Source organism: Candidatus Ichthyocystis hellenicum, assembly GCF_001460935.1.
GTDB lineage: Bacteria > Pseudomonadota > Gammaproteobacteria > Burkholderiales > 2013Ark19i > Ichthyocystis > Ichthyocystis hellenicum.
Genome location: NZ_LN906597.1, coordinates 560,564 through 585,417 on the forward strand (window position 1 = coordinate 560,564; position 24,854 = coordinate 585,417).

18 protein-coding genes, 1 tRNA gene and 3 rRNA genes are annotated in these 24,854 nt (G+C 41.9%); 11 read left to right on the plus strand and 11 right to left on the minus strand.

What is annotated here, in order from left to right:
* Positions 1-399: 399 nt before the first annotated feature.
* A complete protein-coding gene (locus Arg41_RS02680) occupies positions 400-1,014 on the minus strand; it encodes a hypothetical protein (protein WP_092490454.1) in 615 nt (204 codons plus the stop codon).
* 245 nt (positions 1,015-1,259) lie between these two features.
* A complete protein-coding gene (locus tag Arg41_RS02685) occupies positions 1,260-1,808 on the minus strand; it encodes a hypothetical protein (RefSeq protein WP_092342318.1) in 549 nt (182 codons plus the stop codon).
* A gap of 159 nt (positions 1,809-1,967) precedes the next feature.
* On the opposite strand from Arg41_RS02685, the gene Arg41_RS02690 reads away from it, so the two are divergent.
* Entirely contained in the window at positions 1,968-2,192 is a 225-nt protein-coding gene (locus Arg41_RS02690; protein ID WP_092342320.1) for a hypothetical protein, read from the plus strand.
* A gap of 146 nt (positions 2,193-2,338) precedes the next feature.
* Here the strand turns inward: Arg41_RS02690 and gshB are convergent, their stop codons facing one another.
* From gshB to Arg41_RS02715, 5 genes are all read right to left on the minus strand, one after another.
* Positions 2,339-3,271 carry a glutathione synthase gene (gene gshB / locus Arg41_RS02695; protein ID WP_092342322.1) on the minus strand — a complete coding sequence of 311 codons (933 nt, stop codon included), beginning with the start codon at positions 3,269-3,271 and terminating at the stop codon, positions 2,339-2,341.
* Between the two features lie 2 nt (positions 3,272-3,273).
* Positions 3,274-3,954 (minus strand): tetratricopeptide repeat protein, encoded by a 681-nt coding sequence (locus tag Arg41_RS02700; protein WP_092342324.1) that lies wholly within the window; start codon positions 3,952-3,954, stop codon positions 3,274-3,276.
* 94 nt (positions 3,955-4,048) lie between these two features.
* The gene (ccsB, locus tag Arg41_RS02705) at positions 4,049-5,185 is read right to left on the minus strand and encodes a c-type cytochrome biogenesis protein CcsB (RefSeq protein WP_092342326.1); all 1,137 of its coding nucleotides are present in this window, start codon (positions 5,183-5,185) and stop codon (positions 4,049-4,051) included.
* Positions 5,173-7,149 carry a cytochrome c biogenesis ResB family protein gene (locus tag Arg41_RS02710; RefSeq protein WP_092342328.1) on the minus strand — a complete coding sequence of 659 codons (1,977 nt, stop codon included), beginning with the start codon at positions 7,147-7,149 and terminating at the stop codon, positions 5,173-5,175. The genes ccsB and Arg41_RS02710 overlap by 13 nt, the downstream gene beginning before the upstream one ends.
* Positions 7,150-7,215: 66 nt before the next feature.
* A complete protein-coding gene (locus Arg41_RS02715; RefSeq protein WP_092342330.1) occupies positions 7,216-7,920 on the minus strand; it encodes a c-type cytochrome in 705 nt (234 codons plus the stop codon).
* A gap of 114 nt (positions 7,921-8,034) precedes the next feature.
* On the opposite strand from Arg41_RS02715, the gene yihA reads away from it, so the two are divergent.
* Positions 8,035-8,628 carry a ribosome biogenesis GTP-binding protein YihA/YsxC gene (gene yihA, locus Arg41_RS02720; RefSeq protein WP_157722242.1) on the plus strand — a complete coding sequence of 198 codons (594 nt, stop codon included), beginning with the start codon at positions 8,035-8,037 and terminating at the stop codon, positions 8,626-8,628.
* 15 nt (positions 8,629-8,643) lie between these two features.
* Complete coding sequence (gene hemB / locus Arg41_RS02725) at positions 8,644-9,660, plus strand: porphobilinogen synthase (RefSeq protein WP_092342333.1); 1,017 nt, start codon at positions 8,644-8,646, stop codon at positions 9,658-9,660.
* Here the strand turns inward: hemB and Arg41_RS02730 are convergent.
* On the minus strand, positions 9,618-10,757 hold the full coding sequence (locus tag Arg41_RS02730) for an anhydro-N-acetylmuramic acid kinase (protein ID WP_092342335.1): 1,140 nt from the start codon (positions 10,755-10,757) through the stop codon (positions 9,618-9,620). The two genes, hemB and Arg41_RS02730, sit on opposite strands and share 43 nt — an antisense overlap.
* A gap of 29 nt (positions 10,758-10,786) precedes the next feature.
* Between Arg41_RS02730 and tyrS the strand changes: the two genes are divergently transcribed.
* Both tyrS and dusA read left to right on the plus strand, forming a co-directional pair.
* Positions 10,787-11,992, plus strand: coding sequence for a tyrosine--tRNA ligase (gene tyrS / locus Arg41_RS02735; protein ID WP_242641378.1), 1,206 nt, complete (start codon positions 10,787-10,789; stop codon positions 11,990-11,992).
* Positions 11,993-12,018: 26 nt separating this feature from the next.
* The gene (gene dusA, locus Arg41_RS02740; RefSeq protein ID WP_092342337.1) at positions 12,019-13,011 is read left to right on the plus strand and encodes a tRNA dihydrouridine(20/20a) synthase DusA; all 993 of its coding nucleotides are present in this window, start codon (positions 12,019-12,021) and stop codon (positions 13,009-13,011) included.
* Here the strand turns inward: dusA and Arg41_RS02745 are convergent.
* The 3 genes from Arg41_RS02745 to glyQ are packed head-to-tail and all read right to left on the minus strand — an operon-like array spanning position 13,003 to position 16,740.
* Entirely contained in the window at positions 13,003-13,758 is a 756-nt protein-coding gene (locus Arg41_RS02745) for a lysophospholipid acyltransferase family protein (protein WP_092342339.1), read from the minus strand. The genes dusA and Arg41_RS02745 overlap by 9 nt on opposite strands.
* Positions 13,759-13,774: 16 nt before the next feature.
* A complete protein-coding gene (glyS, locus tag Arg41_RS02750) occupies positions 13,775-15,838 on the minus strand; it encodes a glycine--tRNA ligase subunit beta (protein WP_092342341.1) in 2,064 nt (687 codons plus the stop codon).
* A gap of 2 nt (positions 15,839-15,840) precedes the next feature.
* Complete coding sequence (gene glyQ, locus Arg41_RS02755; protein ID WP_092342343.1) at positions 15,841-16,740, minus strand: glycine--tRNA ligase subunit alpha; 900 nt, start codon at positions 16,738-16,740, stop codon at positions 15,841-15,843.
* Between the two features lie 430 nt (positions 16,741-17,170).
* Between glyQ and Arg41_RS02760 the strand changes: the two genes are divergently transcribed.
* The 6 genes from Arg41_RS02760 (at position 17,171) to Arg41_RS02780 (ending at position 24,854) form a co-directional block, all read left to right on the plus strand.
* Positions 17,171-18,709, plus strand: a 16S ribosomal RNA gene (locus tag Arg41_RS02760).
* Between the two features lie 82 nt (positions 18,710-18,791).
* Positions 18,792-18,868: transfer RNA gene (locus Arg41_RS02765), tRNA-Ile, on the plus strand.
* Positions 18,833-18,991, plus strand: coding sequence for a hypothetical protein (locus Arg41_RS07870; protein WP_157722243.1), 159 nt, complete (start codon positions 18,833-18,835; stop codon positions 18,989-18,991). Before Arg41_RS02765 ends, Arg41_RS07870 begins: the two co-directional genes overlap by 36 nt.
* Positions 18,992-19,059: 68 nt before the next feature.
* Positions 19,060-21,952 (plus strand): 23S ribosomal RNA (locus Arg41_RS02770).
* A 66-nt stretch (positions 21,953-22,018) separates the two neighbouring features.
* Positions 22,019-22,131 (plus strand): 5S ribosomal RNA (rrf, locus tag Arg41_RS02775).
* Together the 16S, 23S and 5S rRNA genes with 1 tRNA gene alongside form the textbook arrangement of a ribosomal RNA operon.
* Before the next feature lie 302 nt (positions 22,132-22,433).
* Positions 22,434-24,854, plus strand: a complete 2,421-nt coding sequence (locus tag Arg41_RS02780) for an acyl-CoA dehydrogenase (RefSeq protein WP_092490455.1) — start codon at positions 22,434-22,436, stop codon at positions 24,852-24,854.

The following is a 24,854-nucleotide window of genomic DNA, read 5'->3' on the forward strand; positions in this document are numbered from 1 at the left end:
GTAACATTTCTATTAATATTATAATATTCCAAAGATGATTTTTTTAAACAGTATACCAATGTATGCATTGCGCTCATCAGCGAGTGTCTAGTATCGGAAATGATGCAGTAATTTTTTATGTGCTCAGATATTAAATAATTTTGTAGATTTATTGTTAAATCTACTATGCTAAGGCAAAGAGGGTGTAAGAAGGAAATATAAAGGTCTATTGTGTGCTTCAGAGGTAACATAAGTTATGTGATCATAAGTTTGTGTAATGTTGTCGGTCAATAAGCGAACAAATTATATCTCAATCCAAGTAAATATTCATCAATGCATGGTTTTGTTTCGCATGCTTATCTAGTTTGATTTAGACTGTTATAGGTTTGATTCGGAAAAAAACTATAAGATGATGTAGTTCTATCGGTGCTGAATTTGTGGTTGTGGATACATTCTAAGGATGATTTTTTTTAAACAATATAAAAATGTAATAATCACAAGAGTGAATGCCATTAACCCCGCAAAGGCGACTAAAAACGAGTTTCTGCAGGGATCCCTATTCAATTTCCCTGCTGATGGGTTTGACCGTTCTTTACAATAGGTACTCATAGGAAAGATACTAATAGAAAATGCTGTTACAGGCACAAGCAATACAAGAAATAAAGAAAACGTTTTAATCAATTCATCCATATGATAGGAAGTGATATTCCTAATCCAGATATTATAGTTCGGGTTGAAGGCTGGTCGGTATACATTGCGATTGTTGATAGGTGGTTCTCGGGGTGGTTCTCGAAGGAGATTTGGGTTGGCTCTCACTCTCTCAATTTTTTTCGGTATGCTGGAATCTTTTTGAGCAATATCGGTACAAGCGTCTACTCCGGATTCACAGGGGATCAGCGCACTCAATTGCGATGGTCCTGTTTCAGGCTCGGTTGGGTCATTTATTTCTGTAGTGACCTCGTATGATGCTTCTGGATCAACATCTATGGAGACGATTTCTTCTGGTTCAACAACTGCGCAGTTACTAACTTGCATTACGCTTTCTCCCCTCTACATACATCAATATAACAGGGACATTGCGCTCATCAGCGAGTGTCATCGTATTCTGAAATCGAAAGAGATGCAGTAATTTTTTATGTGCTCAGATATTAAATAATTTTGTAGGTTTATTGTTAATATCTACCATTCTAAGGCAAAGAGGGTGTAAGAAGGAAATATAAAGGTCTATTATTTAAACGGGTGCGAGGTTACTTCGGAAAAACTATTACGTGATGTAAACCTTACTGGTTGGGCTCTCGTCTATTAGGTTCGATGGGGTATTTTCTAAAGATAACCTTTTTTAAACAGTATAAAAATGTGTGTACTACAAAAAGTAATGCCACTAAAACTAGAATGCCACCCAAAAAAAACTTTCTGCACATCCTTGTTGGGGCAGTTCCTAGTCTTGCACAAGAGATGCTCATAAAAATCACCTCTGCAGCTACAAGTGACATAATAATGGAAAAAGATACCTTGTGCCATCTGTTTATTGAATGGGAGCACTCATCTCTAATCCATCTGTTGCGCGCTATATCTAAATTGACCTGGTCTACATGGCGAGCTACTTCGTTGACAGGGCGTTCTTCTTGAAGTGAAGCCGTGTCGGCTGTTCTTTCTTCTTCTCTCTTTGGTGTGCCTGGTACTGAGTTATCAGCAGGAGGAGTACATGCACCTATTGCAGATTCGGATTCACAATGGGTTAGTTCACTTAATTGAGAAGCATTTGTTTCCGCAACAATTACGTCTGATGTTTCTAGATCAACAGTTATGAAATCACTACTATTCATCATATTATTTTCTTCTCCTTGTTAATTAACCATACACACTTCCGACTTAGCGGTTAAAACGGGCTGGCGGACTCTCTGCCGCGACCAAATTGCACCCATATTATTTTTAAATTAATAATACTACAGTAATTTTTTCGAGCTTATTGATGTAAATAATTTTTTATGTTTGATGTAGATTTTTTGGAATTAGATGGAAAGATGTTTTCCGTAACATCAGTTCCTACTTTCTTGCAAGTTCAGATTCGTACGGTGCCTGCGGTTAATGGTGGTGATTGCTTTTCAGATAGGGGATTGCGGTTTAATGTGCCCTCTTTTGTTCCAGTATTAATAGCTATGCAACTTTTACTTAACTTTTATTGCATATTCTCTACATTTGATCATAATTAACGTACCCGTTTTTTCTTTTTGATGTCCGCCAAGTAGCAATGTTGTCGGTCAATAAATGAATAAATTATATTTCGATCTGAGTAAATGAGCATGGTTTTGTTTCGCATGCTTAATGCAATGGTAAAAGCTGTTTGATTAGTCTGAGTTTATGTTTGTTTTTGGATGAATTTATCTGCCAAATTGAGCGTGAAGTCAGTTCCTTCTTCGATTTGTTTAAGACAAGAGGGGCAGGTGATATTTATCTCATTAAGATAACCGTCAATAATGTCAAGTCCAATCATTACTAGCGGTTTTTTGGCAAAAAATCCGGAAACTTTTTCTCCAATTTTTTTCTCTTTCTCCGATAGAGGTTTGACCTGTCCAATTCCCCCTGCAGCAATGTTAGACCTAAAGTCATTTTTTTGAGGAAGTCGTTTTAGCCCAAACGGGATGACTTCACCTCGGACAACTATAACTCTTGTGTCCCCCACGTCATTTATTTGAGGTAGGAATTTCTGTAGCATGATCTTTTCAGTAAAGTGTTTGGTAAGAGTATCCAGAAGTAGGACCTTGTTTTTATCGTCCTCTCTTATTACGAACACCGCATCACCACCCATTCCGTTCAATTTTTTAGCAACTGTCACATTATGATGTAGAGAGAAGTTATACAATTGTTGCCGATTAGAACTTACGATCGTGGGGGCTATATCTTCAGGAAAATAGAAAATGGACATCTTTTCATTAATTTTTTGAAGATGTTCCGGATCGTTGTGTACTGCTACCTTAGATTTGTTCTGCAGTAGCTGAAGAAGAACAGTGAGGTTGAGGTAATTCTGATCAAATGGGGGTTCTTTTCGAACGAAAATTTGGTCAAACTTGCGTAATAGAACCTCAGACGACATAGATACTATTCTGGCCGGTTCAAAGGCACTGATCTGACGACATACCGTCAGCAATTCATTGTCTACAAAAGATATGTCTTCTATCTGGCAGAATGATACAGAATGGCCATTTTTGAATGCTTGACGCATTATAAACAAAGAGGTATCTCGATCAAAAATGAGCCGTTCTGTTGGATCAATTATAAAGAGTAGGTTCATGGTTATGACAGTGATGACAAGGCTTCTTTTGCTTCCCGTTTGCGACCTTCATCACCAATAGTATGAGATTTTCTAATGGGTAGGCTTAGTACTTCCTTAAATTTTTGACGAGCAAGAGTTTTATTTTTCTTTGCTATATAGTAGCTTGCAAGGTAGAAATTTGCATCAATATTTTTTGGATTTTGTGCTATAGCTTTGTCAATCATTTCCTTTGCTTTTTTCTTGTCTCCAAATCCTAGGGGCCAAGATGGAACTCTTAGGTATAGGGCACCAAGAGTTATGTAAGCATAACCATCTAGAGCGCCAGGATCATTAGATGAAATTACCTCTAATAGTAATTTACGTGCTTTTTTTGCTAAAGATAGTCCTCCCAAACCACCATTTTCTTTGGCTAGGAACGATAGTACTGCTGCATAAACAGTCTTATTAGCCGGCGACTGGTTATTTTTTAAGATAGCTTCCAATCTGGACGCAAGGGCTTCTGCCGATTTTTTTCTGTTGGAAGTTTGTATGTATCTTATTTTATTCATTTCTTCTAGCGCAGAGATAGCATCTTCAGATTGAGATGTTGACACAGCCATAGCGGGAGTACCTGGTGTGTTTTCAGCTATTGCAGGTGAAGTTAGTGTTGCAGTAGCTAAAATCAGGCACAAGCAGACGGAACAAGGAAGAATACGTTTCATGATATCCCTTAGAAGATTTGAGTATGTAATAAGATAATATATTTTTGTGCTTAATGCGATAAAGTAACAGATTAGTCCGGTATTTCTTTATACTCTATAGCTGTCCGTAGGAGTGTAATCCTGATAGGAAGATGTTTACCCCTAGGAATGCGAATAGTGTTATTACTAAGCCGATTACTGTCCACCACGCCATAACTTTGTAGTTAAATTTGTGTATAAACCTGGCATGTAGCCATGCAGCATAGTTTAGCCATACAATTAGTGCCCATGTTTCTTTGGGGTCCCATTGCCAGTATGAGCCCCATGCGTCTGCCGCCCATAAGGCTCCTAGTATTGTTGCCAAGGTGAAGAACATAAACCCAGATGAAATGAGTTGATAGATGAGAGTTTCCAATGTTAGCAGGGGGGGGAGTGATTTTATTAAGTTTTTTTCTTTTAAAATCCAGGCACATCCTACCATAGCCGCCGCAGAGAAACATCCGTAACCGATAAAATTTGCCGGAACATGTATTTTCATCCAATAAGACTGTAGTGCAGGTACCAGTGGTGCTATTAGGTATGATTTACGGGTTGCTCCATACCAAATCATGAATAATCCCGCAATTACAACTATCGGAATAATTATAGCTCCTAAATTTGGTATCGATAATTTTCTCTCATACCAAAGAGAAACTAGAGCTGTTACAACCATAAACAGAATGAATACTTCATATAAGTTGGAAAAAGGTATGTGGCCAATATCATTTCCCATGATGTAGGATTCGTACCATCGTACAAGTAGGCCTGATAATCCACATCCTACTGCTAACCAGGTAAGCTTAGTTCTAGATGTGTCTGGGCGCTTAACTAGGTCTATCCAGTGCGCTATCATTGCCATGAAGAATATGATAAACATCCATCCGATTAAGCATTGGCTGGAAATGAAGTACTTAAGCCAAAATGAATGGTCAATGTTTTCGAGTTGATTTTGGTAGAGATTGCAGGCAAATGTAGCAGTTACAACGGACAGATTGATGGTTATGAATAACTCAGTCCAAAAAAAGTAGGACAGCAAAAATAGAGCTAAAACTATGCTGCCAACAGCGATTGTAGGTAGAGTTGGTGGATAAATCGCTTGGCTGTGTAAAAAATGGGATAGAAAAACAGATGTGAGAAAAAAGTTTAGGCAAAATAACACCAATATCCATAGATCTTGTTTAACCATGTGGCGTAGCTTGTTCATTCTGACCATGCTTCAATTTCCTTAATAAGTTTTTCGATTATTTGCTCCAAATCGTCGTGCTGGTCGTTTTTTTTGGCTATGAGAACTTCATTCAGGCCGAATTCTCTATGTTGTACAAGAACGAATACTTTTTGTTCACGGATGTATAACATAATTATCACACCTGCAATTAGGAATATAGAGCCAAAGTAAATGAAGAATAGTCCTGGAGATTTTGTGATTTCTAGGATACTGACAGTTGCAGATTTGTATTCAGACAATAGTGTGATGAATGTAGATGTATATTCAAATCCGTCTGAAATTGATAAAAGATGGTCCCAGAAGCGAGAGGTATCGCTTTGTCCTAGGTAATGTTGCCAGACAAAGAAGCATAATTTTTCGAATATCTTGATTAAATTTTCCTGGTCCTTGGATAGGGTTTTTTGCGTACTTGTTATATGAATAATATCAAATATTCCCCTAAATCCATGTTCCGAGAAGGATGATAGCATTTTGCTTAATAATACTGATACATGAATCTTATTTTCTGTGGAAGCAGTACTTTGTTTCAAGAAAGAGGAGATGATTTCTGGTCTGTAGCGTTGATTTATGAGGTGATTGCGGAAGTTGAAAAAGGTTCTTAGGTCACCATTAGCATTAGTTGGTATTTTCCAGTAGCTAAAATTATCATCTAAATTTTTGCGTACGCCCAGAAATATCCAAAAACGATCCTGTACTTTTATCGGGTGAGCAAAATTGTGATACTCAATAATTTTTCCACTTGGGCTCATAATCGTGTAAGTGAAGCTGGGTCCTAGATCGGTAAACTTCTGCGATGATAAAGTTCCAGCGGAAGAAAAAAAGCGAGTTATAGGAGATGTGTTGGAGGGTTTGTTTATTTTTCCATCTATAAATAACGTATTTTCAATATTTTTTTCCTTAAAGCTGGTTATTTCCATTATGTTTCCGTGTTGCAGTGGTATTTTTTGTCCGACTTTCAATTGGATACGGTTTTTAGTTTCGGTTTGTACTTTGGTTAAAGGTAATAAAGATATTGTTAAACTAGTGCTTTCATTGGAGAAGCTAGACTGGTAAATGCTGAAGTCTTTGTAGCGTAATGGGTGGTTTACAGAAATATTTCTTTCAAAAATTTTGTGAGAAAATTTATCTTTAATCCAAATTGAACTGCTAAATTGCCTGGGTGTTCCGTTTGGATACCAATCGATATCGAAGCTTTTTATACCAATGAAGAAGGGTAACTTTTGTATTATTGTTCCCCCGTTAATATTTACAATTCCACCGTCGATTACGGTGTTGGGGGCTAGAAATGCCTGGGCACGGTAGCTAATAGAGCTATCATAGATTATATTTTTATAAGTGTATTTTGTTTCCGTGGCATCTAGTGGTTTCTTGTTTTCTATGCTCATTTTAAGAACTAGGGGAAGGTGGCCATCTATCATTGCTCCCAAGCATATAGTAATAATGGCGGAGTGGGCTAGAAAATAGCCAATGAAGCGCCATGACTTTTTTTTCCCAACTATGTAGGTTAAGCTTTTTTTTTCATCCGGGGTTGAAACTACGAGATAACCATTTTTTTTTAGGTAGTTTACGATGGCTAGGTTCAGGGAATCTGGTGGGATTTTGTATGATCCTTTGGATTCAGCCGTACGGATAAGATTCTTCGGAAATTTGAAATTTTTCCATCCCTTCATAGCCGATGGGATTTGACGGTACAGACAGAATGATATCGATGTTATTAGCACGGCTATGATGGTAATGTACCAAACAGAGTTGTATACGTTGTAGAGTCCTAAATATTTGAAAAATGGAAACCAAAATACCCCAAACTGCCTGACATAGTTGGCCTCTGGTTGATCTTGCTGGAGTACCGTTCCTATTACCGATGCCGCAGACAAAATTATCAACAGGCTGACAGCAAACCCCATTGATGAAAGCAGGGAGCGCCAACGGAGGATGGAGGGGGGCAGTTTCATCTGTGTTGTTCTCTTCTTACCGTACCAATAGATTCCCAAAACATCAGATTTAGATGCTGCTGTAGGTCATTGTTTTCCAGTTAGGAAGTCTGAGTCTGGATTAAAGTCCAGACCAGAGGCATACACAGAAACGGCCATCATGTCTTCATCTGTTAATCGGGATGCTATGGTTTTCATCATGTCCGCTGGTCCTCCAGGGCGCTTTCCGTCACGAAATTTTTTCAGTTGCTTGTCCAAGTATTGTGCTTGTTGTCCACCCAGTCTAGGGAACAATTTTGGTATGCCTTGACCAACTACCCCGTGACAGGCAGAACAAGCTGGTACGTGAGATTCGTGAATTCCTTCGTGCCAAATTTTTTCTCCCCTTTTTAGCAAGTCTGGGACTGCTTTTATGGGTGTTATTCTGGTTTTGTATCCATGGTACATGCTGCCAAAATTAACCATAGAGGTATCATCCAGTACATCTGCCAAGGGAGACATGTAGATAGCGTAACGCTTGTATACATAATTGCCCTTTGAATCGAGAACAGGCTTATTATCTTTGTCAGTAATATGTGCAAAATTCCGCAGTTGTTCGGTAATGTACTCCGGAATTTGCCCAGCAATTGATGGCCCTATTAGCCAATTTCCTTTGTCATCGCGCCCGTTGCCGTCTGTCCCGTGGCATTGAGCACAGTTCCTGTTTACAGTGGGTTGCTGTTCAGATGCCCAGCAAAGATTGCATGCCAAAACGAGGAGTAGATAAAAAACTACCCTAAATGGTCTAAACATGATGTACTCCAAATACTATTTGCAAGAGAATTGGTACACTAGGGGAAAAGGTTATCTATCTAATCTGAGCTACCTATGTGCCAGTTTAGTCTCAAAAATTACCACAGGATCTATATGATACACGGCATAGACTATTTTAGCACTGTTGTGCGTCGAGAAGACCTTCCTCGTTCTTTATTGCCGGAAGTTGCTATTGTTGGGCGTTCTAATTGTGGTAAATCTACACTTATAAATTTATTGGCGTCCAAACGACGTTTGGCTTATTCTAGCAAGACCCCAGGATGTACTCGTACTCTCAACTTTTTTTTGATACCCGAACGAGGTTTTTTGGTGGATCTGCCTGGATATGGATTTTCTAAGGTTGCTAGATCAGAAAAAAATTTGTGGGCTGGGTTTATTGAGGACTATTTGCTGACGAGATCGAATTTATCTGGCTTGATTTTGCTCCTCGATATAAGACGCGAAGTTACATCTTTGGATGAAAAATTTATTTTATGGTTTTCTCAGACTGGTGTTCCCATCCACATTGTGTTGAGTAAATCTGATAAATTTTCGGAAAGTCAGTGCCGACGTGTGTCAGATAGCGTAAGAAATTATGTTACTACCAGATTAGTCGGGGCAAACATATTGCCAGTGTTTAGCTTGATTTCTAGCCTCCGTAGGACAGGGATAGATTCATTGACGAATGTAATAAAAAGTTGGTTCTAAGGTGAGTTGGTCTTTATGAGAGCGTATTTTTCACATAGGTCTTTTCCTGCTACGCGCTTGCGTCGACTCAGGAAAAACTGGTTTTCTCGGGCATTAGTTCAGGAATCTTCTTTGAGCGTTGGTGACATGATTCTTCCCGTTTTTATATGTGAGGGAGAAAGCGTGGAGAGCAGTGTTCCCTGTATGCCTAATGTTTTTTGCTATTCCCTGGACAGATTGATGTTTTATCTGGAGAAGGTCGTTACTGCGGGTATTCCGGCGATTGAGCTTTTTCCAAGAATTAATTCAGATGTTAAGGATCTTACTGGATCTCAAGCACTGATGGAAGACGATATAGTTTGCAAAGCCGTACGTGCAATTAAGGGTAATTTCCCTGATTTAGGAGTTATGACCGATGTGGCACTAGATCCTTATACTTCTAATGGCCAGGATGGCATTGTGGATGAGTTTGGATACGTTATAAATGACGCTACTAATGATATTCTCGTTAAGCAGGCATTGAATCATGTGTGCGCAGGTGCAGATATGGTTTCCCCATCTGATATGATGGATGGTAGGGTTTTATGTATACGCCAGGCTCTTGAGTTGAATAATTTTCACAATGCAATTATAGTCGCACACTCTGCAAAATATGCTTCTGCGCTGTATGGCCCGTTTCGTTATGCTGTTGGGAGTTCCGTCAATTTGGGGCGTGCTACAAAGGAAACGTATCAGCTGGATCCAGCTAACCGCAGCGAAGCTTTAAGCGAAGCTTGTCTGGATCTAACTGAAGGAGCAGATGTGGTTTTGGTCAAGCCGGGGTTGCCATATCTTGATGTTTTGTATGCTATTAAAGATCTTCTTGGTGCGCCCACCTTTGTTTATCATGTTAGTGGTGAATACTCTATGATTAAATCTGCGGCGCAAGCTGGATTTATAGACGAAAAAAAGGTTGTACTAGAGTCGTTGTTGGCTTTTAAGCGTGCGGGGGCAGATGCGATATTGACTTATTATGCTCTTGATGTTGCCAATTGGCTCTGCGAGGCAGGGTAGAGAGCGCCCAAAATTTTGGAAACGGGGTTGCTTCCTGTTACCTGATGGGTTGCTACGGGCTCACCTAGTATGTGTTTTACTGCCAGCCATCCCATAAGACAACATTCCACGTATTCTGGTTTTATTCCTAAGGCTTCTACCGACAATACTTTGCGGCGTTTATTTAGTTCTGATATTCTCTTCCTTAGATAACCATTCTTTGTTCCACCTCCGCAAAGATATATGGCTTCTGTGTTTGGAGCGAACGTATCTACGGTTTGTTTGCATAGCGTAGCCGTGAGTTCGGCCAGCGTGTTTTGCACGTCCAAGGGGCATATTCCAGGGTGTTTGTTGATCTTATCCTTTAGCCAGTTCATATTAAATACCTCTTGTCCGGTGCTTTTGGGGGGCGGGTAACTAAAGAAGGCGTCCTTTAGCAGGGATGCCAAAAATTCTTTGTTTAGGTGTCCTTGTTGCGCCCAATTACCGTCAATGTCGAAAGATCCATTTTTATGCTCTCTGTACCAGCTATCCATTAGCGTCATTCCCGGTCCCATATCCCATCCTCGTGAAGTATCCGATAGCACCGTGATATTGGCAATGCCCCCAAGGTTAATTATGGCCCTTTTTTCCTCCGGAGACAGGAAAGCGGCGCTGTGGAATATCGGTGCAAGTGGAGCCCCAGTCCCTCCATTAGCAATATCTGCGTTTCTAATATCACCAACTACGGAAATTCCAGTGAGGTGTGCAAGTCGGGCATAGTTGCAAATTTGAAGTGAGTAGAGCGGTGGTTGATGCCAAAGTGTTTGTCCGTGAGCCCCTATGATGTTAACTTCCCGCTTAAGTTGGTGGGATTGATCAATTAAGGTACTGCATACTAGCAGGTACTCGTCGGCAATTTTTGTTGATAGTTCGCAAAAATCTGCTAAGGATACTTTACCGGATTGCCGAATGTTATCTATCCTATTGCGCAGCTGATCGCTGAATGCTGTAGATGCTTGTGCTAGAATCTGGAACTTGTTTTCATATGCCATCAAAACGCCGTCTACACCGTCTAAACTGCTTCCTGACATGAGGCCGATTGAAGTAATAGTGTATTTATCATCGCGAGTTAACATGAATTTTCCGAGAAAACAAGGTTTATGCTATGCACCAAATGCTAAATGAGCACATGTTGTGTCTTGCCCCTAAGGCAAAGGAGTTTATAGCTGACGAACACCTATTAAAGAAGCTTAATCTAGGGTGTCCTCTTAATGTTAAAGCTGGTTTTGACCCAACCGCTCCCGATTTGCACTTGGGTCACACGATTGTACTGGATCAGCTGAAAATATTCCAAGACCAAGGCCACAAAGTAATCGTTGTTATAGGTGATTTTACAGCAAAGATAGGTGATCCGACTGGGAAAAATGCTACTCGTCCTGCCTTGAGTGATGAGTTAATTAACTTTAATACCGTGACTTACTGTGATCAAGCCTTCAAAATTCTTGATAAAGACAAAACTCAGATAGTTTTTAATAGTCAATGGTTGGATAAGCTTGGTGCTTCAGGATTGATAAACCTATCATCTCAGTACACAGTTGCAAGGATGCTTGAACGGGACGATTTTCAAAAGAGATTTTCCTCAAATAAGTCCATTGCTATTCATGAATTTTTATATCCGTTACTTCAGGGTTATGATTCTGTTGCTTTGGAAGCGGACGTTGAAGTAGGGGGTATAGATCAGAAATTTAATTTATTGATGGGCAGAGAATTGCAGAGAACTTACTCTCAGATACCACAAAGTATAATAATGTTGCCCCTATTGGAGGGGTTAGATGGAGTTAATAAGATGTCAAAATCTTTGGGTAACTACATTGGTATTACTGATGATTCGAAGCAGATGTTTGGCAAAGTGATGTCAATTTCAGATGACCTTATGTGGCGTTACTTTGAAATGCTTTCAACCTGTTCAAATGACGAACTCTTGGATAGTAAAAATGCTGTTTCCTCGGGTGATAAAAACCCTAGGGATCTGAAGGTGTCATTGGCCAAGGAATTGGTTTGTCGCTACTGGTCACATGATCATGCTTTTCAGGCCGAGCAATCTTTTTTTCGTCAATTTAGTGCGAATGAAGTTCCAGATGATGTTCCGGAAATGGAAATTGCTGCTGGTGATGGTTGTGCTATTTCTGTGGTTAAGGTTCTGAAACTGTCCGGGTTAGTTGATAGTCATAGTGAGGCTTCGCGTATGATTCAGCAAGGAGCCGTAAGGTGTAATAAAGATCGAGTGTTGGACAAGGATTTGTTATTGCCCTTGGGTAAATTTTTGATTCAGGTTGGAAAAAGGAAATTTTGTTGGGTTACTGTTTCCTGATGCCAATGCTTTAGTTTTGGGTGAATATGTTGACGAGAGATATTTTTTCTGTTGCGCCTATGGTGGATTACACAGATAGACATGCTAGGGTTTTTCATCGTCTATTGAGCAAGCATGCGTGTTTGTACACCGAGATGCTTACAACTAACTCCATTATTCACTCCAAGCGCGATCTTCTTTATCATCCGGATGATCTGGGTAGGGTTGTTTTGCAGTTGGGGGGCAATGTTCCTAGTGATTTATCACTCTGTTCTCAAAAAGGTGAGATGGCCGGATATTCAGCTATTAATCTTAATTGTGGGTGTCCTAGCAGTAGAGTTATTGATGGTGGATTTGGTGTAGGGATGATGAAAGATACTAAAGTTGTGGTTTCTTGTTTGAAGGCCATGATGGATTCTGTTTCTATAGATGTGACCATAAAGCACAGATTAGGGATAGATTATACTTTTTGCTATTCCATGTTTCGAGATTTTGTTGGTGCTGTTGCAGAGTCTGGGGTACGTACCTTCATTATTCACGCTCGCAATGCTATCTTGGAGAAGAAAGTGTCTCCCAAGATTAATTTGTCTGCGTTGACGTTGAGATATGATCTTGTATACCGAATTAAGGATGATTTTCCGGACCTTTGCATCGTTATCAATGGACATATTCTTAATTTCGATGATGTTGTGGTGCATTTGAAGAAAGTTGATGGGGTAATGCTGGGTAGGAAGGTTCTCAATGATCCATGGTTTTTACGCCGAGTAGATTCTTTGTACGGTGATTCTGTAGAAGGAGAGGAAGTTACCAGGAGAGCAATTGTTCGCAAATTTGTGGAGTATGCGCTCATGCAAGAAAAACAACGAGATGGCATAGGTGCTTATCGCCTTATGAAATATATTGTAAATATAATGAATGGCACCCACGGGGCTTGTCGTTGGAGGAGGATTATCTCCAGTGTCAGAAAAAACAGTGATATGGCACACGTATTGGATTTTATTGAGAATAAAGCTGAAGAGAAGGAGACCTGTTTAGTCTAGTGTGCTACGTTCCGTGTATATCCAATCTTCCAATTCTCCGGTAAGTTCCTCTACTGTCTTTCCCTTCGGATAAATGGCTTTTCCGAACGACATGGTTACGTCCCCGGTTTTGGTAAAAATTACTCCTGTCCATATTTTTATGCTGTTTACCGCTATTGGAATTATGGGGGTGTTTGTTTCCAAGGCAAGGCGTGCGGCTCCTTTTTTGAAAGGGGCCCTGCTACCATCTCTTATTCTTGTTCCTTGGCTGTAAAATAGGACACTGTTGCCTTTTTTGAGCTCGTTTTTACCTTTTTCTAAGACTATTTGCTTATCTTTGCGCTTCCATCCAAATAATCCAGAATCAACTTTTATTACAGGAGTAAGGGCAATTGTCCATCCAGCAAAGGGTATGAAAAGTATGTATCTCTTGATCGTGAAGACTGTTGGTTGAAGAATTACTGGCATGGTGATAGCGTCCCAGTATGACTCATGATTGGAGGAGAAAATTACGGGGCCTTTAATTTGATCTAGGTTCTCCTTGCCCTTAAAGATAATTTTTCCGATCATAAAATCATGCATGGCATAGCTAAGCCATTTTACTATCGACATGATTATTTTCAAGCGGGTAGTAGAGTCTCTGTGCAAAGAAAAGACGCCGGCGAAAAAAGCGACAATTGATGAAGCAATAATTACCACAATTATTATTATGGCACGGATGATCTGTCCCAGAATACCGTTGCCTAAAAAGCGCAAGTGAATTTTCATCTGTGTTTCTCTATTCCTACAGTTCAGCTAGTGGGTATTTGCAATCAAAAATCCTCTTAGCCTGATTTAACAGTGCTATTCTATTGTTTCTTATGGAGATATTGCTGTCATTAATCATAACACGCTCAAATAATATCTCCACGCAGCATGCCAATTTATTTAACTGTGACACACAGTCATGTGATGAATCAAATCTATTAATTTTTTCCCAAAGCTCCATTTCTTCTTTTCTAGTCATAAGGGCAGTGTTGCAACAGGTTAAGGCATTACTATTTTTTGTTATGTTCTCAATTCTTTTCCTTACTTCTATGATTCCAGACATCGAGCCATCATTTATCCAGCTTTGCAGTTCTTCATGCCGAATTTTGATGTATGGTATGTCATCTATGTTTTTGAGAACACAGGAAGTTAATTTTTTGTCGTAATGCAATACGTGGACAGCATAATTTTTTGCTCGTTCCATAATAAAATAGGACAGTTTTTCGTACAATTCTGATTTTTCTGTAGATATATTATGCACTTCTTGTGCAATAGATATTGCTTTTGACAGTGTTGGAAGGGACTTGTATTTAATGTACGCTCTTACAATTCCCAGTGCTTTTCTTCGGAGTGCGAAAGGGTCCTTCTCTCCCGTAGGAATTTCGTCGATCGAGAAAAAACCGACAAGAGACTCTAGTTTTTCGCTTATGTTTAGGTATATTGCGGGGTTGCCAATATCACTTTCGTCAAACGAGTAATCATATTGATGATATAGTGCTTTTACTATTTCCTGTGGCTTGTTTTCATGCTTAGCGTAGTAGCTACCCATGATTCCCTGTAGTTCTGGAAATTCTTGAACCATTAACGTAAGCAGGTCCACTTTAGATAATCTACATGATTCCTGTAAATGTAGGTGCTCCTCTTCTGATAGTTTTCCCAATTGAGCCATTTTTTTTGCGATATCAAGGATGCGATTGGTTCTGTCTTGTTGGGTACCAAGTTTAGTGTGGTAAATTACATACGGCAATTTCTGTGCGTATTCATCCAGGGAGTGCTTTAGATCTTGATTCCAGAAAAATTCTGCATCTGCCAGTCTAGCTTTGAGTACTCTTTCATTTCCTTGAATAATACACTTTGGGTCTTGTGGTGCGTTGTTGGACACCATAATAAATTTGTTGATGATTTTCTTATCGTTGTCTTTGAGTATTACATATTTTTGATTTAGCCTCATTGTCAATTCAAGACACTCTGGCGGAAGTTGCAGAAATTGAGTCGGAAATGTTCCGCAATAACTCTTTGGATATTCAACCATGTTGCTTACTTCATGTATTAATTCTTTGTTTACACTATCCTCAATGGGATTGTGCACATTCTCTATTTTGGCTATTTCCATAATCTGCTGAGAGATTTTTTCTATACGTTCCTCATTTCTAACTACAACAAACCCTTCTTCTTTCATCTGTTTTTCGTAGGTGTCGGCGCTTTTTATAGATATATTTTTTGCGCAAAGAACACGATGCCCTCGGACTGTATTAGCAGATTTCACCTCTGCTATTTGGGCAGGTATGGTTTTTTCTCCATGCATAATTAGCAAAGTTCTTATTGGGCGAACGAAAGGCAGTGATTGATCAGTTAACCACTTCATTTCTTTTAGTGATGGTATTTTATGCAGAGAGCCAAAAATAATTTTTTCTATGATCATTTCTAGGTCAATATTAGTTGATGGTTTTTTCCAAACAACCCACAGTCTCTCGTTTTCAATAGTTATAGAAGATAGGTCTTCTAGCACAGGTTTGGGATCCATACGCTGTAATTTTTTTATCAGAGCTTCTGTAGGTTTTCCTTCTGCTGTGTAAGCGATATCACTGGGCATGATCTTGGTTACAGGAGATTGTTTGTTGGAATAATATGGTATTTGCTGTGCTATAAAAGCAATCCGGCGAGGAGTTGTGTAGCAGTAGGTATTAGGACTTATAAATCCGTTTTTTTCTAGTTCCTCAGTAATTTTTTCGGCAATGTATTTGCGAATAATGGTTACATCTTTGGCCGGTATCTCTTCTGTGCCAATCTCTATAAGGAGGGTTTGTTGTAAGCCACTCATATTTATGTCCCTGTATGTTTATGCAGTAACGGGAAATTTTGCTCTTCCCTTTGTTTTAGATACAGAAGGGCAATTTGGTGAGACATGCTACGAATGCGCTTGATGAAAGCAACTCGTTCTGTATCGGATATTGCTTTACTTGCATCTAGTACGTTGAATATATGAGAGCATTGTATAGCCATATCATAGCTAGGTATTGGTAATTCTTTTTCTACTAATCGGTAGGATTCTTTTTCAAATAGCTCAAAAAGTTGCAACAGTGCATCCGGGTTGGCATCTTCGAAATTATAACTTGATTGTTGAATTTCATTTTCACGCCAAATATCTCCGTACGTTAAAGATTGATTATTTTGGTTCTCGTTCCAAATCAGATCAAATACGTTATCTATTTTTTGCAGGTACATAGAGAGCCGTTCTAGGCCATATGTGATTTCTGCCAAAATAGATTGACATTTTATCCCCGCAATTTCTTGGAAATATGTTATCTGAGAGATTTCCATTCCGTCTAACCATACCTCCCACCCTAAGCCCCATGCGCCTAGTGTTGGAGAGTGCCAGTTATCTTCTACAAATCTAATATCGTGATTACGTTCATCTAGTCCTAGTTCTGATAGGCTAGCGAGGTAAACTTCCTGAAGATCTTTGGGGGCTGGTTTGATAACAGTTTGGAATTGATAGTAACGCTGCAAGCGGTTCGGATTTTCCGCATAACGTCCGTCTGCAGGTCTTCTGGATGGTTGTACGTAGCAAGCAGACCAAGGCTCAGGGCCTAACGATCTTAAGAATGTTCCGTAGTGGAACGTACCTGCGCCAACTGCGGCATCCAAAGGCTGTAGTAATGAGCAACCGTAATTTGTCCAGTATCTTTGCAAACTCAAGATGACTGATTGAAATGTTTTCATAGTCGAAGTTGACAGGGCTAAGGAACGAGAAAGCAGTATACCTCAGTATGCACTGCCATTTTATATTTTTTATTTTACGGCAAATACAGGTTGATTTAAGTATATTTGTTTTTTTTACCAAATTTGTTTGACAGAAAGTCAATTTTCTAGAACAATCTCGACCCTCAGTTGTTGTTTTATCTCTTCTTTCTGAGGGGGGATGTTTGAGACGGTTTAAGGGTTCTTTAAAAAACAGGTAGACAGCAGATAGTTGTGAGCGGGTAGAGGGAAGTGCGAAAGCACAAAGGAAGAAATTAAAGAAATAAAGTAAAGAGTTTGATCCTGGCTCAGATTGAACGCTGGCGGTGTTCTTTAAAAAACAGGTAGACAGCAGATAGTTGTGAGCGGGTAGAGGGAAGTGCGAAAGCACAAAGGAAGAAATTAAAGAAATAAAGTAAAGAGTTTGATCCTGGCTCAGATTGAACGCTGGCGGTATGCTTTACACATGCAAGTCGAACGGCAGCACGTTCTAGGCAACTAGGATGGTGGCGAGTGGCGGACGGGTGAGTAATACATCGGAACGTACCCAGTCGAGGGGGATAACCTAGCGAAAGTTAGGCTAATACCGCGTAAGCTCGAGAGAGGAAAGCAGGGGATCGTAAAAGACCTTGCGCGATAGGAGCGGCCGATGACCGATTAGCTAGTTGGTGGGGTAAAGGCCTACCAAGGCGACGATCGGTAGCTGGTCTGAGAGGATGATCAGCCACACTGGGAATGAGAGACGGCCCAGACTCCTACGGGAGGCAGCAGTGGGGAATTTTGGACAATGGGCGGAAGCCTGATCCAGCAATACCGCGTGGGTGAAGAAGGCCTTAGGGTTGTAAAGCCCTTTCAGCGGGGAAGAAAAGGTATGCGTGAATATCGCATATTGATGACGGTACCCGCAGAAGAAGCACCGGCAAACTACGTGCCAGCAGCCGCGGTAACACGTAGGGTGCGAGCGTTAATCGGAATTATTGGGCGTAAAGAGTGCGCAGGCGGATAGGTAAGTCAGGTGTGAAATTCCCGGGCTCAACTTGGGGACAGCACTTGAAACTACGTATCTAGAGTGGGGCAGAGGGAGGTGGAATTCCACGTGTAGCAGTGAAATGCGTAGAGATGTGGAGGAACATCGATGGCGAAGGCAGCCTCCTGGGCCATCACTGACGCTCATGTACGAAAGCGTGGGTAGCAAACAGGATTAGATACCCTGGTAGTCCACGCCCTAAACGATGTCGACTAGTTGTTGGGGAAGTAGTTTCTCAGTAACGCAGCTAACGCGAGAAGTCGACCGCCTGGGGAGTACGATCGCAAGATTAAAACTCAAAGGAATTGACGGGGACCCGCACAAGCGGTGGATGATGTGGATTAATTCGATGCAACGCGAAGAACCTTACCTACCCTTGACATGTGCGGAACGTGAGAGAGATTTCACGGTGCCTGAAAGGGAACCGCAACACAGGTGCTGCATGGCTGTCGTCAGCTCGTGTCGTGAGATGTTGGGTTAAGTCCCGCAACGAGCGCAACCCTTGTCATCATTTGCTACGAAAGGGCACTCTGGTGAGACTGCCGGTGACAAACCGGAGGAAGGTGGGGACGACGTCAAGTCATCATGGCCCTTATGGGTAGGGCTTCACACGTCATACAATGGTCGGTACAGAGGGTAGCCAACCCGCGAGGGGGAGCCAATCCCAGAAAGCCGATCGTAGTCCGGATTGCAGTCTGCAACTCGACTGCATGAAGTCGGAATCGCTAGTAATCGTGGATCAGAATGCCGCGGTGAATACGTTCCCGGGTCTTGTACACACCGCCCGTCACACCATGGGAGTGGGATTAACCAGAAGCAGGTAGCCTAACCGCGAGGAGGGCGTTTGCCACGGTGAGTTTCATGACTGGGGTGAAGTCGTAACAAGGTAGCCGTATCGGAAGGTGCGGCTGGATCACCTCCTTTCTAGAGAAAACACCCTTTACTCCGTTCACAACTATAAGTTGTCTATCTTTGACTGTATCTGATGGTGTTGAGGATGATTTTAGGGTCTATAGCTCAGCTGGTCAGAGCACACGCTTGATAAGCGTGGGGTCGTTGGTTCAAGTCCAACTAGACCCACCACATGTTTTTCCTCGCTTCAGCGGTATACGAGGTTTTGTGGTTTTCTGGTACGGTTGTGGTGATGATTTTTTTGAAGCAAGTGGAGTAAAGAGATCTGTAAAAAAGAGGAAGAGAAGTAGGTAGAAAAGCAAGGATAATTAAAAAAACAAAGAGGAAAAAAAGCAAAGCACAGAGAGATACTAAAGCTATAGGATCAAGAGGAATAAGTGCACGAGGTGGATGCCTTGGCGATCACAGGCGAAGAAGGACGTGGAAGGCTGCGAAAAGCCCTGACAAGCTGTCAACGAGCGTTAAAGTCAGGGATGTCCGAATGGGGGAACCCGGCGTGCGAAGAGTGCGTCACCGTATGCTGAATAAAATAGGCATAAGGAGCGAACCTGGGGAACTGAAACATCTAAGTACCCGGAGGAAAAGAAATCAACCGAGATTCCCTTAGTAGTGGCGAGCGAAAGGGGAGGAGCCTGTACGAGTTAGCGCGATCGAGAGTAGAACTATCTGGGAAGGTAGACGGAACAGGGTGAAAGTCCCGTATACGGAAGCGATTGAGTGGGACTAAGCGTACGAAAAGTAGGGCGGGGCACGAGGAACCCTGTCTGAAGAAGGGGGGACCATCCTCCAAGGCTAAATACTAGTGATCGACCGATAGAGGACAAGTACCGTGAGGGAAAGGTGAAAAGAACCCCGGGAGGGGAGTGAAATAGAATCTGAAACGGCGTGCATACATAACAGTGGGAGCCGCAAGGTGACTGCGTACCTTTTGTATAATGGGTCAGCGAGTTACATTTACTGGCAAGCTTAACCGAATAGGGGAGGCGAAGCGAAAGCGAGTTTTAATAGAGCGAATAGTCTGTAGATGTAGACCCGAAACCGGATGATCTATGCATGACCAGGGTGAAGGTTGGGTAAAACCAACTGGAGGCCCGAACCCACTACTGTTGCAAAAGTAGGGGATGAGTTGTGGATAGGGGTGAAAGGCCAAACAAATCCGGAGATAGCTGGTTCTCCCCGAAAACTATTGAGGTAGTGCCTTGTAAAGTGATTACCTGGGGTAGAGCACTGTAATGGTTGTGGGGGTCATTGCGACTTACTTCGCCATAGCAAACTCCGAATACAGGTAATTTGATTACAGGAGACAGTCCTAGGGTGCTAACGTTCTAGGACAAGAGGGAAACAACCCAGACCGCCAGCTAAGGTCCCAAAGTAAGGTTAAGTGTGAAACGAAGTGGGAAGGCGAAGACAGCCAGGAGGTTGGCTTAGAAGCAGCCATCCTTTGAAGAAAGCGTAATAGCTCACTGGTCGAGTCGTCCTGCGCGGAAGATGTAAGGGGGCTCAAACCGTACACCGAAGCTGCGGGTGTGTAAGAGAGATTTTACACGCGGTAGGGGAGCGTTCTGTAGGCTGAAGAAGGTGTGTCGAGAGGCATGCTGGAGGTATCAGAAGTGCGAATGCTGACATGAGTAGCGATAAAGGGGGTGAGAAGCCTCCTCGCCGAAAACCCAAGGTTTCCTGCGCAACGTTAATCGACGCAGGGTGAGTCGGTCCCTAAGGCGAGGCTGAGAAGCGTAGTCGATGGGAAACGGGTTAATATTCCCGTACCGGAGTTAACTGTGAAGTGGGGACGGAGAAAGCTAGGCCATCCGGGTGTTGGAAGTCCCGGTTTAAGCAAGAAGGCTAACTGGTCAGGGAAAACCGGCCGGAGGTGCTGAGATGTGAATACGAGCTACTGAGAGGTAGTGAAGTGGTTGATGCTATGCTTCCAGGAAAAGCCACTAAACGTAGGTTAATTTCGACCGTACCGCAAACCGACACAGGTGGGTGGGAAGAGAATTCTAAGGCGCTTGAGAGAACTCAGGAGAAGGAACTAGGCAAAATGACACCGTAACTTCGGGAGAAGGTGTACCTCAATAAGGTGAAGGTTGAACAACTGGAGCCGTAAGAGGTTGAAAAAACCAGGTGGCTGCGACTGTTTAATAAAAACATAGCACTCTGCAAACACGAAAGTGGAAGTATAGGGTGTGACGCCTGCCCGGTGCCGGAAGGTTAAATGAGGAGGTGAGAGCTTCTGATTGAAGCCCCGGTAAACGGCGGCCGTAACTATAACGGTCCTAAGGTAGCGAAATTCCTTGTCGGGTAAGTTCCGACCTGCACGAATGGCGTAACGATGGCCGCACTGTCTCCTTCTGAGACTCAGCGAAATTGAAATGGTTGTGAAGATGCAATCTACCTGCGGCTAGACGGAAAGACCCCATGAACCTTTACTGTAGCTTTGTACTGGGCTTTGATCAGATCTGTGTAGGATAGGTGGGAGGCGAAGAAGGGATCACGCTAGTGATTCTGGAGCCGACGTTGAAATACCACTCTGATGTGTTTGAGGTTCTAACCTAGGTCACGAGACGTGGCTGGGGACAGTGCATGGTGGGCAGTTTGACTGGGGCGGTCTCCTCCTAAAGGGTAACGGAGGAGTGCGAAGGTACGCTTGGCACGGTCGGAAATCGTGCCTAAAGTGCAAGGGCGGAAGCGTGCTTAACTGCGAGACGTACATGTCGAGCAGATGCGAAAGCAGGTCCTAGTGATCCGGTGGTACTGAATGGAAGGGCCATCGCTCAACGGATAAAAGGTACTCTGGGGATAACAGGCTAATTCCGCCCAAGAGTTCATATCGACGGCGGAGTTTGGCACCTCGATGTCGGCTCATCACATCCTGGGGCTGAAGCAGGTCCCAAGGGTATGGCTGTTCGCCATTTAAAGTGGTACGTGAGCTGGGTTTAAAACGTCGTGAGACAGTTTGGTCCCTATCTGCCGTAGGCGAAGGAAGTTTGAGAGGAGCTGCTCCTAGTACGAGAGGACCGGAGTGGACGTACCGCTGGTGCGCCGGTTGTATCGCCAGATGCATAGCCGGGTAGCTAAGTACGGAAGGGATAACCGCTGAAAGCATCTAAGCGGGAAGCCTGCCTCAAGATTAGACATCCCAGGGAGAGAAACCCTCTGAAGGGTCGTTTTAGACTAAGACGTTGATAGGCTGGGTGTGTAAGCGCAGTAATGCGTTGAGCTAACCAGTACTAATTGCCCGTGAGACTTGATCCTATAGAATTAGTGTCTAGCTCTGTGTGAATCTACTTCTCTTTTTTGATCTCTTTTTGATTTTTATAGTCTCGTGGCCATAGCTCGGTGGAACCACCCCTTCCCATCCCGAACAGGACCGTGAAATGCCGACGCGCCGATGATAGTTACTTAACTGTAGCGAAAGTAGGTTGCTGCGAGACTTTTGATATACTTTATGGGGGCCGTGTGGCCCCTTTTTTTTACCCTTCCCATCCCGAACAGGACCGTGAAATGCCGACGCGCCGATGATAGTTACTTAACTGTAGCGAAAGTAGGTTGCTGCGAGACTTTTGATATACTTTATGGGGGCCGTGTGGCCCCTTTTTTTTAACTTACGAATTTGCTACTTGTTGTAAGAGTTAAATTATCGTCATTTTTTGCTTGTGTATAACCAACCTATTGACCTTAAAAGAGAGTATATTTTAGCTCGTGCTTTTCTCGTTTCTTTTCATGGAGATCTGGTATGGCGTTAGAATTATTAACCGTGTTTTTCTTGCTCGGGTTTTTTTTGTTGTCGGCGTTGTTTCCTGGATCTTCGCTTGCTTTTCTTGTATTTGGATCAGCGGTTTCCTACCTTGCGTATTTATTGAACTTTACAGGAACTCAATTAAGTTTTTTTGTTGGTTCCTACTTTTCTATTTGGTTTTTGCTGTCATTTTCACCTTTGCGTCGTTCATTTATAACGAACCGAATTTTTAATATTTTTAAGCGGGTTATGCCGCCTATTTCCGCTACTGAAAAGGATGCTATCGAGGCGGGAACTATATGGTGGGATGCACAAATTTTTTCTGGTAAACCAAGCCTCAAACTTTTATCTTCTTTTAAGGAACCGACTTTAACGCAAGAGGAGAAAAATTTTCTTGATGAGGATGTCGAGGAGTTATGCTCTCTTTTTACCGAATGGGATACTTTTAAACATCGAGATTTGCCTGCACACGTGTGGTCATTTATACGTGAGAGAGGGTTTCTTGGAATTGCTATTCCAAAGGAGTTTGGAGGCAAGGGGTTTTCTCCCTATGCGCATGGTGTTATTCTGCAAAAGATATCTTCTCACTGTTGTGCAGCAGTGATACACGTCATGGTTCCCAATTCTTTGGGACCAGCGGAGTTGTTGATTAATTATGGGACAGAAGAGCAAAGAAATAAATACCTATCTCGTTTGGCGCAAGGGATAGAAGTTCCGGCCTTCGCTTTGACATCTCCAGAGGCCGGTTCAGATGCATCTTCAATCCCTGATTATGGAATCGTTTGCCGAGGTGAGTGGGAAGGTGAAGAGATAATCGGCATGAGGCTAACCTGGAATAAGCGTTATATCACCATGGGACCTATTTGTACTTTGCTAGGGTTAGCATTTAAATTATACGATCCTGACCATTTGATAGGAGACAAGGAAGATATAGGTATTACATGTGCCATAATTCCGTCTGATCTTCCTGGCATAGAGATTGGACGTAGGCACTATCCTGTTGATGCAGTTTTTCAAAATGGTCCTAATTCGGCTAAAGATTTGTTTATTCCCCTGAGCTTTGTTATTGGGGGTGTTGATATGGTTGGACAAGGATGGAAGATGTTAATGGAATCTTTGTCTGAAGGTAGGGGAGTGTCTTTGCCCAATACCGCTTTGGGTTCATCAAAATTAGGTTTATTTTCTACTACTGCATATGCTTTTGTTCGTAGGCAGTTTTCTTCTCCAATATGCTTTTTTGAAGGGGTACAGCTTCCAATAGCTAGAATGACAGCTTTTGTCTACATCATGGAGTCAATGTGGCGTTTGAATGCTATAGCTCTTAATTTGGGAGAAAAGCCGTCTGTTATTTCTGCAATTTGCAAGTACCATATTACTGAAATGCAGCGGAAGGTTTTATCAGATGCTATGGATATTCAGGCGGGCAAGGCTATTTGTTCAGGACCTAACAACTATATTGCTAGGGCGTATTCGCAGACTCCTGTTGCTATGACGGTGGAGGGGGCTAATATTTTGACACGCTGCCTAATTATTTTTGGTCAAGGTGCTATACGTTGTCATCCTTTTGTTTTGCGAGAAATGTTGGCAGTTGCTTCAACTGATAAGAAAGCTATAAAAGAATTTGATAAGGCACTGTTTGGGCACATAGCTTTTATCATACGCAATACGATAGTTTCTTTTTGGCACGGAATCACTTCTTCACGTCTTGTTTGTATCTGCGGCATGAATTCTCCTAAAAAATGGAGGCCATATATACGTCATTTCCTTCGTTTTAGTGCTGCTTTTGCCATGGTTTCTGATTTCTCAATGTTGATAGTTGGTGGAAAATTAAAACGGAAGGAAGGACTTTCTGCCCGATTAGGTGATATTTTAAGTTACCTCTTTATGATTTCTGCTGTTATTAAGCGCTATGATTTTTCTAATTTTCGTGATGAAGATGAAGCTGTTGTGGCTTGGTCGCTAAATTATCTGTTTGTAGAGATGCAAAGGGCATTCTACGAGTTTTTTGATAACTTTCCTTTGAAGATTTTTTCCAAAATTTTAAAAAGGCTAGTTTTTCCTTGGGGGCCTATTTTTAAAAGTCCTACGGACGAGTTGAGCATCAAGTTATCTAATATAGTTACCTCACCCTCTGTTATTAGAGATTCTTACTTGGAAAACATGTTCTTATCCAAAGATCCATTAAATCCCTTGGCTCGATTAAACAAGGCCTTTCGGATGGCTGATCGTGCAAATGAGATTAGCAAAAAAATCCGTAAAATTGCCTTAGATCCGTGGATTGATGCTAGGCAGGGGGCTCGTCATGCCCTTGGTAAGGGTTTGATTAAGGATGAGGAGTATGAATTTTATTTGGGGTACTTGGATTTATATGATGATGTGATAAAAGTGGATGATTTTTCTAAAGACCTTGAAATTTAA

Bases quoted from the DNA above. Each gene is read 5' to 3' on its own strand.
- Arg41_RS02680 (WP_092490454.1), bottom strand. From the start codon at position 1,014: ATGCAAGTTAGTAACTGCGCAGTTGTTGAACCAGAAGAAATCGTCTCC.
- Arg41_RS02685 (WP_092342318.1), bottom strand. From the start codon at position 1,808: ATGATGAATAGTAGTGATTTCATAACTGTTGATCTAGAAACATCAGAC.
- Arg41_RS02690 (WP_092342320.1), top strand. From the start codon at position 1,968: ATGTTTGATGTAGATTTTTTGGAATTAGATGGAAAGATGTTTTCCGTA.
- gshB (WP_092342322.1), bottom strand. From the start codon at position 3,271: ATGAACCTACTCTTTATAATTGATCCAACAGAACGGCTCATTTTTGAT.
- Arg41_RS02700 (WP_092342324.1), bottom strand. From the start codon at position 3,954: ATGAAACGTATTCTTCCTTGTTCCGTCTGCTTGTGCCTGATTTTAGCT.
- ccsB (WP_092342326.1), bottom strand. From the start codon at position 5,185: ATGGTCAGAATGAACAAGCTACGCCACATGGTTAAACAAGATCTATGG.
- Arg41_RS02710 (WP_092342328.1), bottom strand. From the start codon at position 7,149: ATGAAACTGCCCCCCTCCATCCTCCGTTGGCGCTCCCTGCTTTCATCA.
- Arg41_RS02715 (WP_092342330.1), bottom strand. From the start codon at position 7,920: ATGTTTAGACCATTTAGGGTAGTTTTTTATCTACTCCTCGTTTTGGCA.
- yihA (WP_157722242.1), top strand. From the start codon at position 8,035: ATGATACACGGCATAGACTATTTTAGCACTGTTGTGCGTCGAGAAGAC.
- hemB (WP_092342333.1), top strand. From the start codon at position 8,644: ATGAGAGCGTATTTTTCACATAGGTCTTTTCCTGCTACGCGCTTGCGT.
- Arg41_RS02730 (WP_092342335.1), bottom strand. From the start codon at position 10,757: ATGTTAACTCGCGATGATAAATACACTATTACTTCAATCGGCCTCATG.
- tyrS (WP_242641378.1), top strand. From the start codon at position 10,787: ATGCACCAAATGCTAAATGAGCACATGTTGTGTCTTGCCCCTAAGGCA.
- dusA (WP_092342337.1), top strand. From the start codon at position 12,019: ATGTTGACGAGAGATATTTTTTCTGTTGCGCCTATGGTGGATTACACA.
- Arg41_RS02745 (WP_092342339.1), bottom strand. From the start codon at position 13,758: ATGAAAATTCACTTGCGCTTTTTAGGCAACGGTATTCTGGGACAGATC.
- glyS (WP_092342341.1), bottom strand. From the start codon at position 15,838: ATGAGTGGCTTACAACAAACCCTCCTTATAGAGATTGGCACAGAAGAG.
- glyQ (WP_092342343.1), bottom strand. From the start codon at position 16,740: ATGAAAACATTTCAATCAGTCATCTTGAGTTTGCAAAGATACTGGACA.
- Arg41_RS02780 (WP_092490455.1), top strand. From the start codon at position 22,434: ATGGCGTTAGAATTATTAACCGTGTTTTTCTTGCTCGGGTTTTTTTTG.